The 13,996-nt window shown below is 64.2% G+C and carries 16 protein-coding genes; 5 read left to right on the forward strand and 11 right to left on the reverse strand.

Going from position 1 to position 13,996, the window contains the following annotated elements; all coding sequences use genetic code 11:
* Positions 1–9 precede the first annotated feature (9 nt).
* Both EWF95_RS06945 and EWF95_RS06950 read left to right on the forward strand, forming a co-directional pair.
* A complete protein-coding gene (locus EWF95_RS06945) occupies positions 10–948 on the forward strand; it encodes a ferritin-like domain-containing protein (protein ID WP_246055649.1) in 939 nt (312 codons plus the stop codon).
* 216 nt (positions 949–1,164) lie between these two features.
* Entirely contained in the window at positions 1,165–1,764 is a 600-nt protein-coding gene (locus EWF95_RS06950) for a DUF5789 family protein (protein WP_142443352.1), read from the forward strand.
* A gap of 388 nt (positions 1,765–2,152) precedes the next feature.
* Here EWF95_RS06950 and glmM read toward each other — a convergent pair whose 3' ends face one another.
* Positions 2,153–3,490: a phosphoglucosamine mutase gene (gene glmM, locus EWF95_RS06955; RefSeq protein ID WP_142443353.1), complete on the reverse strand. Its 1,338-nt coding sequence runs from the start codon at positions 3,488–3,490 to the stop codon at positions 2,153–2,155.
* Between the two features lie 180 nt (positions 3,491–3,670).
* Here glmM and EWF95_RS06960 point away from each other — a divergent pair, with 180 nt between their 5' ends.
* Complete coding sequence (locus EWF95_RS06960; protein WP_185911730.1) at positions 3,671–3,973, forward strand: hypothetical protein; 303 nt, start codon at positions 3,671–3,673, stop codon at positions 3,971–3,973.
* A 189-nt stretch (positions 3,974–4,162) separates the two neighbouring features.
* Positions 4,163–4,285: a hypothetical protein gene (locus EWF95_RS13825; RefSeq protein ID WP_281285196.1), complete on the forward strand. Its 123-nt coding sequence runs from the start codon at positions 4,163–4,165 to the stop codon at positions 4,283–4,285.
* A 270-nt stretch (positions 4,286–4,555) separates the two neighbouring features.
* On the opposite strand, the gene EWF95_RS06965 is transcribed toward EWF95_RS13825, so the two are convergent.
* The 9 genes from EWF95_RS06965 to EWF95_RS07005 all read right to left on the reverse strand — a co-directional run bounded on the left by EWF95_RS06965 (position 4,556) and on the right by EWF95_RS07005 (position 12,245).
* Complete coding sequence (locus tag EWF95_RS06965; RefSeq protein ID WP_142443355.1) at positions 4,556–4,831, reverse strand: winged helix-turn-helix domain-containing protein; 276 nt, start codon at positions 4,829–4,831, stop codon at positions 4,556–4,558.
* Complete coding sequence (locus EWF95_RS06970; RefSeq protein WP_142443356.1) at positions 4,828–5,529, reverse strand: HAD family hydrolase; 702 nt, start codon at positions 5,527–5,529, stop codon at positions 4,828–4,830. Before EWF95_RS06970 ends, EWF95_RS06965 begins: the two co-directional genes overlap by 4 nt.
* Positions 5,526–6,650, reverse strand: coding sequence for an ATP-grasp domain-containing protein (locus tag EWF95_RS06975; RefSeq protein ID WP_142443357.1), 1,125 nt, complete (start codon positions 6,648–6,650; stop codon positions 5,526–5,528). The genes EWF95_RS06970 and EWF95_RS06975 overlap by 4 nt, the downstream gene beginning before the upstream one ends.
* Positions 6,650–7,885, reverse strand: a complete 1,236-nt coding sequence (locus EWF95_RS06980; RefSeq protein ID WP_142443358.1) for a glycosyltransferase family 2 protein — start codon at positions 7,883–7,885, stop codon at positions 6,650–6,652. The genes EWF95_RS06975 and EWF95_RS06980 overlap by 1 nt, the downstream gene beginning before the upstream one ends.
* Before the next feature lie 33 nt (positions 7,886–7,918).
* Complete coding sequence (locus EWF95_RS06985; RefSeq protein ID WP_142443359.1) at positions 7,919–8,665, reverse strand: hypothetical protein; 747 nt, start codon at positions 8,663–8,665, stop codon at positions 7,919–7,921.
* Between the two features lie 198 nt (positions 8,666–8,863).
* Complete coding sequence (locus tag EWF95_RS06990; protein WP_221886623.1) at positions 8,864–9,502, reverse strand: metal-dependent hydrolase; 639 nt, start codon at positions 9,500–9,502, stop codon at positions 8,864–8,866.
* Positions 9,477–10,571 (reverse strand): DegT/DnrJ/EryC1/StrS family aminotransferase, encoded by a 1,095-nt coding sequence (locus tag EWF95_RS06995; RefSeq protein ID WP_142443360.1) that lies wholly within the window; start codon positions 10,569–10,571, stop codon positions 9,477–9,479. The genes EWF95_RS06990 and EWF95_RS06995 overlap by 26 nt, the downstream gene beginning before the upstream one ends.
* Complete coding sequence (locus EWF95_RS07000; protein WP_142443361.1) at positions 10,568–11,152, reverse strand: acyltransferase; 585 nt, start codon at positions 11,150–11,152, stop codon at positions 10,568–10,570. The genes EWF95_RS06995 and EWF95_RS07000 overlap by 4 nt, the downstream gene beginning before the upstream one ends.
* A gap of 322 nt (positions 11,153–11,474) precedes the next feature.
* On the reverse strand, positions 11,475–12,245 hold the full coding sequence (locus tag EWF95_RS07005; protein WP_142443362.1) for a DUF7344 domain-containing protein: 771 nt from the start codon (positions 12,243–12,245) through the stop codon (positions 11,475–11,477).
* A 683-nt stretch (positions 12,246–12,928) separates the two neighbouring features.
* On the opposite strand from EWF95_RS07005, the gene EWF95_RS07010 reads away from it, so the two are divergent.
* Entirely contained in the window at positions 12,929–13,492 is a 564-nt protein-coding gene (locus EWF95_RS07010; RefSeq protein ID WP_142443363.1) for a DUF7344 domain-containing protein, read from the forward strand.
* 54 nt (positions 13,493–13,546) lie between these two features.
* Here EWF95_RS07010 and EWF95_RS07015 read toward each other — a convergent pair whose 3' ends face one another.
* Entirely contained in the window at positions 13,547–13,765 is a 219-nt protein-coding gene (locus EWF95_RS07015) for a hypothetical protein (RefSeq protein WP_142443364.1), read from the reverse strand.
* Between the last annotated feature and the right edge of the window lie 231 nt (positions 13,766–13,996).

Raw genomic sequence — 13,996 nt, forward strand, 5'->3', positions numbered from 1 at the left:
GAGAGTGTGGTGAATCCAACTGACAACGACGAACGGACCGACACGGGATTGCTCGGCAACACCCGACGGCAGTTCATGGTCGGCGCGGCCGGCGTCGCCGCCGGAAGCGCGCTCATCGGACCGGCGGTCGGGCAAGCCGAAGAAGACGAAGAAGAGGACGATCAACCGATCGAAAACGACTTCGAGGACGACGTGGCGATCCTCAACTACGCGCTGACCCTAGAGTATCTCGAAGCCCGGTTTTACGCGGAGGGCCTTGAGACGATCGGCGAGGAACGCCTCTGTAGCTGTCCGGCGGTGCCCGAAGACAGCCCGCTGCAGGAGCGGTTGTTCGACGAGATCCAAACGATCCAACAGCACGAAGAACAGCACATCGAGACGCTCATCGATGCGATCGAGGCACTCGGCGGCGAGCCGATCGAGGAACCCGCCTTCGACTTCGGGATCGCCGTGGAGTACCCGATGGCGTTCCTCGGGACGGCAGCCCAACTTGAGGACGTTGGTGTCTCAGCGTACGCGGGTGCGGCCCCGGATATCGAAGCCGAAGAGCTTCTCCCACCCGCACTCGGCATTCACAGCGTCGAGGCCCGACACGCCTCATTCCTGCGGACGATCACCAACGAGACCGGCTTCCCGAACGTGATCGACGAAGCGCGGTCGCGCGATGAGGTACTCGATATCGCCAGCGACTACATCGTCGAGGGTGAAGAGGCCGAAGACCCAGAGGAAGACGATGATGCCGAGGAGCCGGCCGAAAACGAGACCGATGAACCGACAGAGAATGAGACCGAGGAGCCGGTCAATGACACGGAGGAACCGGCGGACAACGTCACCGACGAGCCGGATAACGTGACCGAAGAACCAGCCGTCAACGACACGAACGGTGATAACCTGACCAACGGTGACAATCTGACCAACGGTGACAATCTGACCGACAACGGAAGCTAACCAACAGCTCACTCGCCGGACGAACCCGCGGCCTCGGTCACCCCGTTTCGTTCTCCCTGGGGATCGCAGGGTTCTACGCCGGAGGCGCAAGGTTGCAAAACGCACGCTGTCGGCTGAACTTGGATAGCCGACACACCCGATTTTGATCGCTGATAGTACCGTTGAACGAACGGCGTATCGATCACAGAACGAGTCGACAGGAGACCCAAACAACGTATGGCAGACAAAAAACGCGATCGAGACAAGCAAGGCCACGATGCCGAGCGACGGCAACAAAATCGAGACACCGCCACAGAGCTGGAACGATGGGGCGAAACCGAGCCGGCGGTACCCCCCGACGTGCTCGCCGAATTCGAGACGGAGCTCGAAGCAGTACGCTTCCCGGCGACTGGCGCAGAACTCGTCGCGGCGATCGGCGATCATGAGCTCCAGTCCGTCGACGGGAGCTACAGCGTCGACGCACTCCTCCCCGAGACAGCCGGGGAGACCTTCGATTCCCCAACCGCCGTCCGGGTGCAGGTACAGCGACCGGCCGTTGCCGCGGCGATGAAGCCGGTCGTGGAAGCCAGCAAGACGCTGTCGAATGTGGAGTTCAGCTGGACACAGCGCAAGGCCTACGAGAAGACCTTCCAGGCGCTCAAAGCCATTGACGCCGACGACAACGATGAAGGGGTCGAAGCCATCAGCGACTGGATCGTTGAGTGGATTCACACCAACGAACAGCTCCCACGCTCCCGGGATGTCCGCCGACAGGCGGCGAAATTCTGTCGGACAAACGGGTATCAGGTTCGGAGCGACGAGTGGCTCGGGATCTGACATTCCCCTTCGTCTGACTGCTGTCACGCTTCAGATGCAGTATCAACCGGGTCGTGTGGGTGTGTAGGCAACGAATAACTACATCGTTTCTCGCGGTTGGTACGGCTGTAGCGATCGATAGCGATCATATCCGCTCACTCGTCGCTACAGGGCGTTGTCGGAACGCCTCTCCCCCCACCACCCACCCCCTCCCCCTCCCCGCTTCGGCTCTGCCGACCACCGGTGGTCGGCCTCCTACCCCCTCGTTTTTCACCGTGATAGTGAGGCAGTGTCCCAGCGATCATGCTGTCACACAGCGCGTGTCAACAGCAGTGCCGCGAGTGCTCAAGCAGCTCGACGGGTGCTCGAATCACGCGGAGCGCGACGTGGTGCCGACGCAACGTGGTGCCTACGCGGTCGCAGCGTCCACACGGTCGATCGCGTCGGCGAGCAGCGTGTCGGCCGCGTCGTCGCTCCGGGCTTCGGCGGTCACCCGGATCAGCGGCTGGGTGCCGCTTGGCCGAACCAACAGCCAGCCGCTGTCGGTCTCGACCCGGACGCCGTCGGTCGTCGTCACATCCTCGTAGTCGGCGGCTAGCCCGTCGGCGACGCGGTTCATCACGCCGGCTTTGTCGTCGACCTCGATGCTCTCCCGGCGGATCGGGTACTGTGCAACGGAAGCGACCTGGTCGGCAAGCGAGCCCGCTGTGGCGACCAACGCGGTGAGCTTTGCGGCCGCCAGCGAGCCGTCGGGACACAGCGTTTCGTCGGGCCAGATCCACGCCCCCGAGGGTTCGCCGCCGAAGACAACCTCATCGCGTGTTGCGGCCTCGGCGACAAACACGTCGCCGACCTGTGTCCGGGTGACACGCCCGCCGAGATCGGCGATCGCATCATCGACACAGAGGCTGGTGTCGACCGGCGCGGCGACGACACCGCCGCCAGCGGTGGCGACCGCGTGGCGGGCAAACAGCGCGAGCAACACGTCCTTCGGGACGAACGCGCCGGTCTCGTCGACGGCGACCATCCGGTCGGCATCGCCGTCGTGGGCGATCCCGAGGGCGGCGTCGCCCGCCGCGACCTGCCCGCAGAGTGCGGTCAGCGTCTCGGCGGTCGGCTCGCTCGGCCGGCCGGGGAACGAGCCGTCGGGCTGGGCGTTGAGCGTTGTCACGTCGACCCCGAGCTCGCCGAGGGCGGTGGCGGTGACACTTCCAACGCCGTTGCCGACATCGACGACGACTTCCAGCCCGTCCATCGCCGCGGTTGCGTCCTCACCGATCGCCTCGATGACCGCCCGACTGTGGGCCGCGTCGGCACCCCGATCGCGGCGTCGCTCGCCGGAGCCATCCCACGGCGCGAACGCGAAGCTGTCGGTCTCGATAATCTCGGTGATCTGCTCACGCCGGTCAGTGTCGAAGGCTTGCCCGGAGGGCGTCCAGAGCTTCAGCCCGTTGTCTTCCGGTGGGTTGTGTGAGGCCGTCACGGCGATCCCGGCGTCGGCGTTCAGCCGCGCGATGCTGCGGGCAACCGTTGGCGTCGCCGCGAGGCCGAGATCGATCACGTCCGCGCCGCACTCACAGCAGCCGGCGGCGGCGGCGTCAACCAGAAACCGCCCGGAATCGCGGGCATCGCGCCCGATAACGACCGTCTCGGCTCCATCAGTTGCGACCGCCCGCCCGACGGCGACCGCGAGATCGGCGGTCACAGTCTCACCGATCGGCCCGCGGATACCGCTTGTTCCAAACATGGTTTTTGTGGGGGTATCTGAGCCTGAATATGTTTGGCTTTAGCCACACGCTACGCCTGTTTGGGCCGATTAGTAGGTGCTCCGTACTGTCGCCGAATGGCGCGTAGCAGGTATATAACAAAGTTATTGATCTGTGAGCCCTCGTATATGGGGACAACTTCGAGTACCAAGCTGCGGGATGTGACGGATGACCGAACGACCGATACGGGCTGGTATGGTGTGACTGAAACCATGCCGGAACAGCAGGTGCTGCGGGGGATCGTTACCGTCCGGTCGCCGATGAACAGTGCCGGCGCGCTGACGCTGGAATCACTGGACGGCCGCCGAACGTTTCAGGTCGTCGACCATGCAACACCGGAGATCCAAGCCGTGTTGAGTCGGGTCGAGCGGGCGACGAAGATCTCCGTCAAGCTGGTCAAACTCACCGCAAGAGGCGACCTCTGGCGTGCTGTCGGTGTACAACCCGATTCGACCCGCCCGTGAATCGGTGTCGAACCATCGTCGGTTCGGCGTCGAACCACCTATCGATTTAGATACTATTTGTCGTAGCTCTGTCGCCAACTGGCCCGGATAGTTCGATACGCTGACAACAGATGGCTTCCGATCGTCACAGCCGTTGCGATCGCTGTAGGGATTTCATTACTAACCACCCGAAGCGCGTAGCAAGAAGCGATGACGGAGTTCCTATCCGACAGCGACCGACAACGCATCGCCGAGTTCCTCGATACCCCCTCCTACGAACGGGATCCCGAGCTACTCATCCCTGACGACGAGGAAACCGCCGAAACCGAGTGAACACGGCGGCTTCGCCGCTTTTTCTGAGGGGTCAGATCAATACCAGCGGAGCGACGCGTCGCGTTCCCAGGCGCGACGCGGCTGAAACACCACCACGAAACTCACCTCGGATCGATCTCGCTGTATCGATGCCCAGGGTTTGTAGAACCAAGCAGACGAACCAATCGAACCGGTCGAACCGATCGAATCAATCGAATCGAACCGGTCGAATCAATCGAACCGATCAAACCGATCAAACCGATCAAACCGACCACAAAAAGACGCCGCCGGCTACGCAAGATTCTGCGCTTCGATCGTCTCCCAGATCGTCGTCCCGCGCTCGGTGATCCCATAGACCCGGCCCTTCTGGCGTTCCTCGGAGACCAACAGCTCGACAAGCCCGTGTTCGCGCAACCCCTGGAGCGCGCGGGAGATGTGTGTCGTCGGCCGGTCTGTATCGGTTGCGATCTGTGAGGGGGTTGCCGGCGAGTCCGCAAGCCGCTGGAGGACTTCGACGCGGTACGACGAGGAGATCACGTAGCTGATCTCATCCCAATCGTCGCTCATTGTTCACGCTCGATTGTTTTCGCGGATCGTTTCGACGCGCCCATCTCGGGAAGAACAGCCGGGAGCTCGTCGAGTGTTGCGATCTCGGCGTCCGGTTCGAACCGCTCGCCGGCCGGTTCGAGGTCGCTGTACCGGCCGCGGCGGAGCCGCACCGTCGACATCCCGAAGGCGTTCGGCAGCCGGAAATCGATTCGCGGGTCGTCGCCGACGTAGACCGCCGACCACGGAGCGGCCGACAGCTCGGCGAAGGCGTGTTCGAACACCCGCGGATCGGCTTTCGATCGGTCGAGCTCGGCGGTGACAACGACCGTCTCGAAGCGGTCGGCGAGGCCGAGCCGCTCCAGCTTGGCGTGGCCGCCGCGACCGTCCGTGATCACCCCGAGCCGGTACTCCTCGCGGAGTGCGTCGAGGACGGCCTCGGTGTCGGCGTACGGTTCCAGCGGCGTCGTGCTGCTGTGGAACGCCTCGATCGCGTCGTCGACAACCCCGCCCGGGAGGTCGTGGCGATCGACGAGCTCGTCGAAGGTGCCCTGCGTGATGCCGTCCCGGAAGTAGATCTCCAGCAGCTCATCGTGGTACCCCTGCCCGGTTTCGGCCTCGATATGGTCGGCGGCCGCGGCGAGGCCGGCTCGCGCGTAGCGGGCATACGGATACAGCGTGTCGTCGAGATCGAACCAAACGGTGTGTGGGTCGCTCATCGGGCCTCCACCTGCCGTTTGCGCTCGGCTGTCGAGCCGAAATGGTAGGGCTCGCCGTCGGGCGTTCGGAACAGCTCCTGCCAGTAGCGCGCCATCCGGGTGCCCCACTGCACGTCAACCGACGGCAGGGGCTCCCCGAGGGCGTGTTTCACGGCGAGATACGGCATGTTCGCGCCCGCGGCGACACCCATGATGATGGTGCCCGCAACACGCGGATTGATCTCGATGACCTTCGGGGTGCCGTCGCCATCGTATTTGAACTGGATGTTGACGTTGTACCGGAGACCAAGCTGTTGGCAGATCTCCGTCGCGGTCTCGATCAGCTCCTCGCGGCGTTCGACCGTCCCCGCAAAGGAGATGCCGGCGCGTGTTCGCTGGCGGGATCGCGGGATCACCGGGCCGACGGAGTCACCCATCGCCACCACGTCGACGCTGTACTCATCGCCGGGCAGGTACTCCATCACCGCCAGCTCGGGGAACTCCTCGGCCGAGGTGAGGATCGGCCGCACCTCCGCCAGCGTTGTCACCGCCGAATCCGGTTTCGACTCAAGCAGCCGGGTGAGCCGATCGCCGTCCTCGTCAAGAACCCGAAAGCCGCGCATCCCGCTTGCGACCGGCGGCTTGAAACAGACCGGGCGGTCGGGATACCCCAGCGTGTCGACAGCCGTGAGAAACGCCGACTCTGTGTCGACACGGCGGTAGTCGGGGGCGGCGTCGAACCCCTCGCGGTCGAGGAACGAATAGAGGCTGCCCTTGTCGTTGGCGACCGAAAGTGCCTCGCGGTCAGACACCATCACCGTCGCATCGAAGCGGTCGCGGGCCGCGGCCAGCGGCTCGACCTCCGCGGTCGTCAGCGGGAGGATCACGTCGGCGTCGACGCGGTTGGCGAGGGCGATCATCCGCGGGATATAGCCGTCAGCATCGCCCGCCGGCACCGTGGCGTACTCGTCGACAAGCGCGAAGCCGTAGGCCTCGCTGTCCATGTCGACGCCGACGATGTGGATCGACCGCTCGTCGGTCGCCCGCAGGCTGCGGATGATGCCGGCAGCACCGGGCGCGCCCGCACCCGTCATGAGCACCGTGAGATCGGTGTCATCCGATCCGGTTGTCTGTTGGGACATTACTCCTCCACCGCCGTTTCGCCGCTTGGGTCGTCGGTCGCCGTCTCGATCTCGCTCCCCTCGCCGTTCTCGTTGGCGAGGAGCGGGATATCGTCGGCATCGACCGGTGTGTCGGTGCTGGTGTCGTCGATTGCGGTGGCGTCGTCGACTGCGGCGTTGGTGCTGGCGTGGTCAACAGCGGTGTCGGTTTCGGCATCGTCGACCCCGGTGTCGGGTTCGTCGGCCGCTTCGTCGGCTGTCACGTCGCTTTCATCGGTTTCATTGGGATCGAGATGGGCTTCCAGCTCCGTGTTGGCGGCCTGATCGGCGACCGTCGCATACAGCAGCGTCAACACGCCGATCACGGTCGCAATCAGCCACGATCCGCTGTCGTCGTCGCGGTCGACAAGGGATTTTAGCAGTCCGGCACCCCCGAGCCCGGTGACGGCCGTGCCGATAGCGTACAGCGGCGCGACCGGGTTGTAGCTCGTCATGAGGTATTTCCGGCGGAGTCGCCACGCAAAGCTCCCCAGCAGCATCGCCGAGACGCGCGGGATGTACTCGGTGTAGTCGATGTGGCTTTTCCAGCCCTCGGTGTAGGCATACTCCGAGGATCGCGGCACGTCGGCGATCCGGACGCCCGCGGCGTTGAGCCGGACGAGCAGATCGTTACAGTAGCCGTAATACTCGTACATCCCGTCGATGTCGGTCGTTTCGAGTGCATGCAGCGAGATCGCAGTGTAGCCGTTCTGGGAGTCCATCGACCCCCAGTAGCCGCTGGCGATCTTGGTTAGATACGAGAGGATCACATTCCCCAGTAGGCGGAACCGTGGCATCGCCGCCCAGTCCTCGGGGCGGGCAAACCGGTTGCCCTTCGTGTAGTCGGCGACGCCGTCGGCGATGGGGTCGAGATACCGCGTGAGCACCTCGGGATCCATCTGGTCGTCGCCGCCGAGGACGGCTGTTACGTCGATCTCCTCCTCGCGGGCGCGCTGGTAGCCGGTCTTGATCGCGCCGCCGACCCCGCGGTTTTCCTCGTGTTGGATCGGGACGATCAGTTCCTCGAAATGGCCGTCGTGGGCGGCGTTGCGAGCCTCGGCGTGCTCGCAGATTTCGGCCCATGTGTCGTCGGTGCTTCCGTCCTCGACGACGTAGGCGCGATCGATAAACTCGGGGAGGTCATCGATGACGCTGCCGACGAACCCTTCCTCGTTGTAGGCGGGGATGACGACGCCGACAGTCAGCTCTCTATACATAGATCGACCTCCGTGTGTGCGCTCGTGGGGCCATCAGGCGATCCCTCCATCGAGGAACTGCTCGCGGGCGGTGTGGTCGGCGTGGCTGGCGGCCGCGTCGGTCGCCGCCGCGATCCGGTCGGCGAAGGAGGCGTCAGTGCGGCCCCACAGCCCCGGGTGTGTGAGCAGCTGTGCCCGCTCGGGAAAGGAATCGATCGACGGCGGCTCCTCGCGCCACCGCTGGCTGGAGTCGGCGACGTAGCCGATATCCTCGAAAAACGCCGGCGCGTAGGTGCTGCGAAACGCCTCGAACTCGCGGCCGAGCACCCACGACGGCGGCCGGTGAAACGAGACCGTCGCGCTCGGCGAAACGATCGATTCGAGCGTCGACTGCTCCTCGCTCACGCGCTGTTCGATCTCGGCGGTCGACGGCGGCTCCGCGGCGGGCCAATACTGGTGGGTGCTGAAATGCAGGGCTACGTCGTGGCCCAGCGATTCGATCTCCCGGAGTGCCGCCCGGTGGGTCGCCTCGTTTGGATTGTACAGCGGCGACGTGAGCAGCACGCAGTAGGTCGATTCGATCCCGAGATCGGCCTCGATGTGGGCCATCGTAACGGCGGCGTCAACCGAGAGATCGACATCGTGTCGCAACACGATATCGCCGTGGCCAGGGGATTCCGAAAACGATCGGAACCGATAGCCGCTGGCCCGAAGCTCATGGAGAAACCGCCGATACCACCGGTAGGTGAACTCGATCTCGCCGGGAGGGTCGGTGTTGTTGTTGGTAGCTCGTTCAGCCATTCCATCGGTTCGGAGGCGGCAAACGGGCGTAGTAATAGGTAGCTTATCGATAGCCACCGTGTCACTACCCGTCGGAAAATCCTGCTGTCGGCGTTGTCGATGTCGCCGTCGACTTCGTGGATCCCGCCGTCGGCATTGTCGGTTCCGCCGTCGGCGTTATCGATCCTGTCTCTGACGTTGTCGATCCCGTCTCCAGGGTTACTCGGTTCGAAGCCATCGTCTAAGCCGGCCAAGAAGCGCGAACCCCGGCAGCCCGTCGGCGATCCAGACCGCGATCGCCGCCAGCGGGATAAGGAGGTAGGCGACGATGAGCGTGACCGAATCGACCGTCTGAAGCGACTCGAAGAGGTCGCCGAAGTACATGAGGCCGCGACCGAGGCCAAGCGACTCCTCGTAGGGGGGCCCGATCACGGCCGGCCAGAGCACGGGATCGACGCTCGGTGGGTTCCCGTTCCGAAGCGGATTCAGCACGTCGCCAGCGAGATGGGCCCAGTAGCCGACGACAAAGGCGACCCCGACACGCCGGCGATCGGTTCGAGCCGCAAGCAGGCCGACAGCAACCCCGACCGGAGCCGCAACAAACACCGAGTGACCGATGGCGTACCCGGTTTGAAACACGCCGAGCCCCCACGACAGCGGCTTGTCGATCAGATCAGGGAGCAGTGTCCCGAACAACACGGCGACGGCCGCGAGATCACTCGGCGGATCGCGGGTGCGGGCTCGTGTCCACAGCGAGTACAACAGATAGCCGACGGCGGCGTGTTCCCACGGCCACATCAGCGGCCTCTCGCTGCCGTCGGTCGGCGGCCGCTCATACGGTGAGCCCGGCTGCGACACGCCGTGTTGCCTCGACGATCCGATCGATGTCGTCGTCGCTCAGGGCGGGATGTACCGGCAGCGACACCACCTCCTCGGCGGCGGTTTCGGCGACCGGTGCGCGCACGTCGAAGTCCTCGTAGGCCGCAAGCTGGTGGATCGGCGTCGGGTAGTACACCCCCGAGTCGACACCGGCCTCGGCGAGCCCCTCCTGGAGGCGATCGCGGTCGGGCGTCCGAACCGTGTACTGGTGGTAGGCGTGGCTCCGGTCGTCGGGCTCGTGTGGCGTTGTCACCGCGTCGACGCCGGCCAGCCCGTCGGTCAGCCGCCGGGCGTTGCCACGGCGGTCGTCGATCCACCCGGGGAGGCGGTCGAGCTGGACGCGGCCGATCGCGGCCGCGAGACTCGTCATCCGGAAGTTGTGGCCGACGCGTTCGTGGGCGTACCCGCCCTCGTCGGTTCGGCCGTGGTTGCAGAAACTCGCCGCGGGGTCGGCGACCGCCTCTCGATCGGTCACCACCATCCCGCCCTCGCCGGTGGTCATGTTCTTGGTCGGGTAAAACGAGAAGGCCGCGGCGTCGCCGAGGGTTCCGACCGGCTTGCCCACGTAGGTCGCGCCGTGGGCCTGAGCGGCATCCTCAATGAGTGGGATTCCCGCGTCGTCGGCGATATCGCGGAGGGCGGCCATGTCGGCGGGCAGCCCGTAGAGATGGACGGCCAGGATCGCGTCGGCGTCGATCTCGCGGACGGCGCGCTCGGTCGCTGCCGGATCGAGATTGTAGGTTGCGGGGTCGATGTCGGCAAAGATGGGTCGCGCGCCGGCCACCCGGATCGCGTTCGCGCTGGCGACAAACGACAGCGGCGTCGTTACGACGCGGTCGCCGTCGCCGATCCCGAGAGCCTCCAGCGCGGCGTGCAGCGCGGTCGTCCCGTTCGAGGTGGCGACCGCGTGGGCGGCCCCGCAGTAGTCGGCGAACTCGGCTTCGAATTCCCTGACTTCGGGGCCGTCGGCGACCATCCCGCTGTCGAGAACCTCCTGGACTGCGTCGGCTTCGGCGGCACCGAAGACGGGGTTGGCAAGCGGGATCATGCGATCACGTTCTCCCCGTCGAGTGCCGCCGGCAGCGGCTTGTGTGTCGCCGGGACGCCGACCGCCAGCGTCGACGGCGGCACGTCCTCGGTGACGACCGCGCCGGCGGCGACGAAGGCGTTTTCGCCGACCGTGACGCCGGGGAGGATCGTCGCGTTCGCGCCGATCGACACGCCCGCGTGCAGTGTCGGCCCCTCCAGATCCTCCTCACGTCGGAGCGGGTAGGGGTCGTTCGTTAACACGGCGTTGGGGCCGAGAAAGACGCGATCGCCGATCTCGGTTTCCGGCGGGACGTAGACGCCGGTCTGGATGCTAACCTCGTTGCCGACGGCCACAGAGCCGTCGAGCACCGACTGGGTGCCGAGGACGACGCGATCGCCGACGGTGGTGTCCTCACGGACGAGCGCGTCGTGGCCGGTGGTGAACTCGTTGCCGATCGCCACATCCGCATAGATTCGTGTGCCGGCCCTGATCCGGGCGTCCGTGCCGACGACAGTTGGGCCGACATCGGTGTCATACTGGTAGCCGATGGTCGTGTCGTCATCGATGGTGGCGTTTTCGCCGATGACAACGCGGCTCATCCGACCACCTCGCTGACAGCACGACTCATCCGATCACCTCACCGACAACGCAGCTCATTCGGCCACCTCAACGATCCACGCGCTCCGTCTGACTCCGATCGATAGTGGGTAATGCATTCGTACCTCCGTGTTCGCGGAACCGCCCGCGACTGAGAGGACAGATGCCGGACGGCGGCTTTGTTATGGATCGCCTTCACCGGGGGCCAACACGGGATCAGCGATCACCCGACCCGCCGCTCCTGAGTAACGTGCTGAACGATCCTCCTGAGTAACGTGTGTGGTGGTCGACCCAACAGACAGCCGGTGGGAGCCGGGCGCACAATCAGTCGTGTGTCTGGCCCCACCGAAGACAGACGATCCCATATCCCAGAAAAGCGACGAGCAGCCCGGTGACCGCAACATCGAGTACCGGCAGCGTTGTCATCGGGGTGGCGAGCAGCGCGGTACCGAGGGCGACCGCGCCGCCCATCGAGAGGAACATCGAGTAGTAGTGCCAGTCGGGTTCCGTGTCGGCGGTCGCGGTTTCGAGGTAGTTGTACATGACCTCCATGTTGTCGCCGAGGACGACCGTCCCGCGGGGTTTGTTGAAGTCGATAACACCCATGTCGTCCATCTTCGGGAGGTGACACTGGTAGAGCCCGACGTAGACGCGCTTGCGCTCACTGGAGGTGATCTGTTTGACCTCCTTGTCGTTTTCCCAGGCGGCGATCTGTTCGGCCAGATCGCTTAGCGTGGTCGTCCCGTCGGCCTCTTGGAGCATGCGTAACACGCGACGGCGACGCTGGTTTTTCAGGATGCCAAACACCTGATCCAGCGGCAGCGGCGCGTCCGTCTCGGCCGCGGCGTCGGCGTCGTCGGCTGCTGGCTCGTCGTCGGGCCCGGTCGTTGAGTTCGTCTCATCGTCGGGCCCGGTCGTTGCCGCGCTGTCGTCGGGATCGGTCGTCGAGTTCGTCTCATCGTCAGATGAAGTCGAACCAAAGCTCGTCCATGGAACGGTAACCCCGCCGCCATCCGACCGGTCAGGATCGGTCGACGCACTGGCGTCGCTGCTGGCTGCCGGTGTCGCCTCAGCGATCGCCTTATTTTGCTGCATGGCTGGTCTCCTGTCGGCCGGTCATGGGAACGTGGTGTGCGGGATACATCGGTGGTCGCCCTGTTATCTCTCTGGTAGCGGGGATGAGGTTCCCAGATGCTGCACCTACCCCTCTATTAGTAACACGTGTGTTAAGTCTTTTGTACAATAGCGTTAGTTCGATATTTTCCATTATAATTGATATCCTTCTGTCATTTGAAATCACCCGAGGGAATGTCGATCCGCGAGGGGCGACAGCGGATCGAGGCTGGTAATGCATGGTTTTGAGACAGTGTGTTGGTCGTGCTGCATAGTTCAGATGCGGTGTGTGGTCGTGCTGCATGGTTCTGGGAGAGTGTGTTGATTGTACTGCATGGTTCGGGTGCATGTGTTGATCGTACAGGTGGTAATTCGTGACTTCGGGAGTGGGCTGTCCGTCTGCGTCGTCTATGCTGTGCCACTGGTGGGCCTTTGTTATCCTTCCCCTACGAGCGTTCTCACCCCGGTTTTGGCCACCGCAGCAGCATACGTTTCCCACAGCCGCGCCCGTGACAGCGAATCGTCTCAGCTGCCACAGCGACGAGAGTATGAGAGCGGTACTCACAGTAGCTCCGGCGTAACAAAGCCAATACGGCCGTTTCTGTGGGGTATGAGCGTACTTCCATCGACCCCCCGAGCCATGAACACGAGACTACATTCGCCTCATGAGTACTGACCCACCCGCCTCGGAGGAACTCTCACAGGATCTCGTCTTCGACATCCTCAGCAACACACGCCGGCGGATGGTGTTGTACTACCTCCGGGAGTACGGCGCGCCGGCCTCCGTCCAGGAGATCGCCGAGCGGATCGCGGCCCTCGAAAACGAGATCCCACCCGAGGAGCTGAGTCGCCAACAGCAAAAACGGGTCTACGTCTCGCTGTATCAGACACACCTCCCGAAGCTCCACGAGGCCGGCATCATCGAGTACGACGACGCCGAGGGGATGGTCTCGTTGACCGACCGCGCACTGGAGATCGACACCTATCTCACGCCGACAAGCGAGTCGACTTACCCCTGGCAGCTCCACTATCTGGTGTTGGCGGCTATCGGCGGTATCCTGTTCGTACCGGCCTCACTCGGCGTGCCCGTCTTCGCCGCGATCCCGACACTGCCGTTGGGCATCATGCTCATGCTCAGCTTTGCCGTCTCAGCGGCCATCCAGTACTGGCAGCACACACAACGACAGCAGTCCCTGCCGGCGGAGCTCCTCGAAGGCGGCGACAAGTAGGCACCACAGACGTGTCGGGGAGTCAGCCACAGACGCGTCTCAAGGAGCGGTCAGTTACCGACACTCGTCGAGCAGACAGACACTCCCGGGGTCGACAACCATGAACTCCTCGTCGGTGAGATGATCCTCCTCGCCGGGGAGTACCATGTAGGTGCTTCCCTCGCTGTTGCCTGTCTTGATCACGGTGAGCGGCTTGATCTCGTAGTCGAGATCGGTGTTGGGATCGGGGTCAAGCGGCGCGTCCTGCCACGCCTCTGAGAGCGATGAGTCCATGGTCATCTGTGCCGACCGCCATGGTAGTTTGTGTCTACCAGCGTCAGCAAGCAGTTCGTGGCGTGTGTGGTGTGGGTCTGTGCTGTGGCAGTCGTGGCCGTCGTAGCCGGTTGCCCGTTTCTGACCGGTCGGTTCGGGCGTGGAACGACATCCATACCCGGTATGATTCTCCTACCCGAAATAACCGTTCTGCCGGGGTGACGACACGATGGTGACCGACTGTCCCACGAT

The organism is Halonotius roseus (genome assembly GCF_006861655.1).
In the GTDB taxonomy this organism is placed as follows: domain Archaea; phylum Halobacteriota; class Halobacteria; order Halobacteriales; family Haloferacaceae; genus Halonotius; species Halonotius roseus.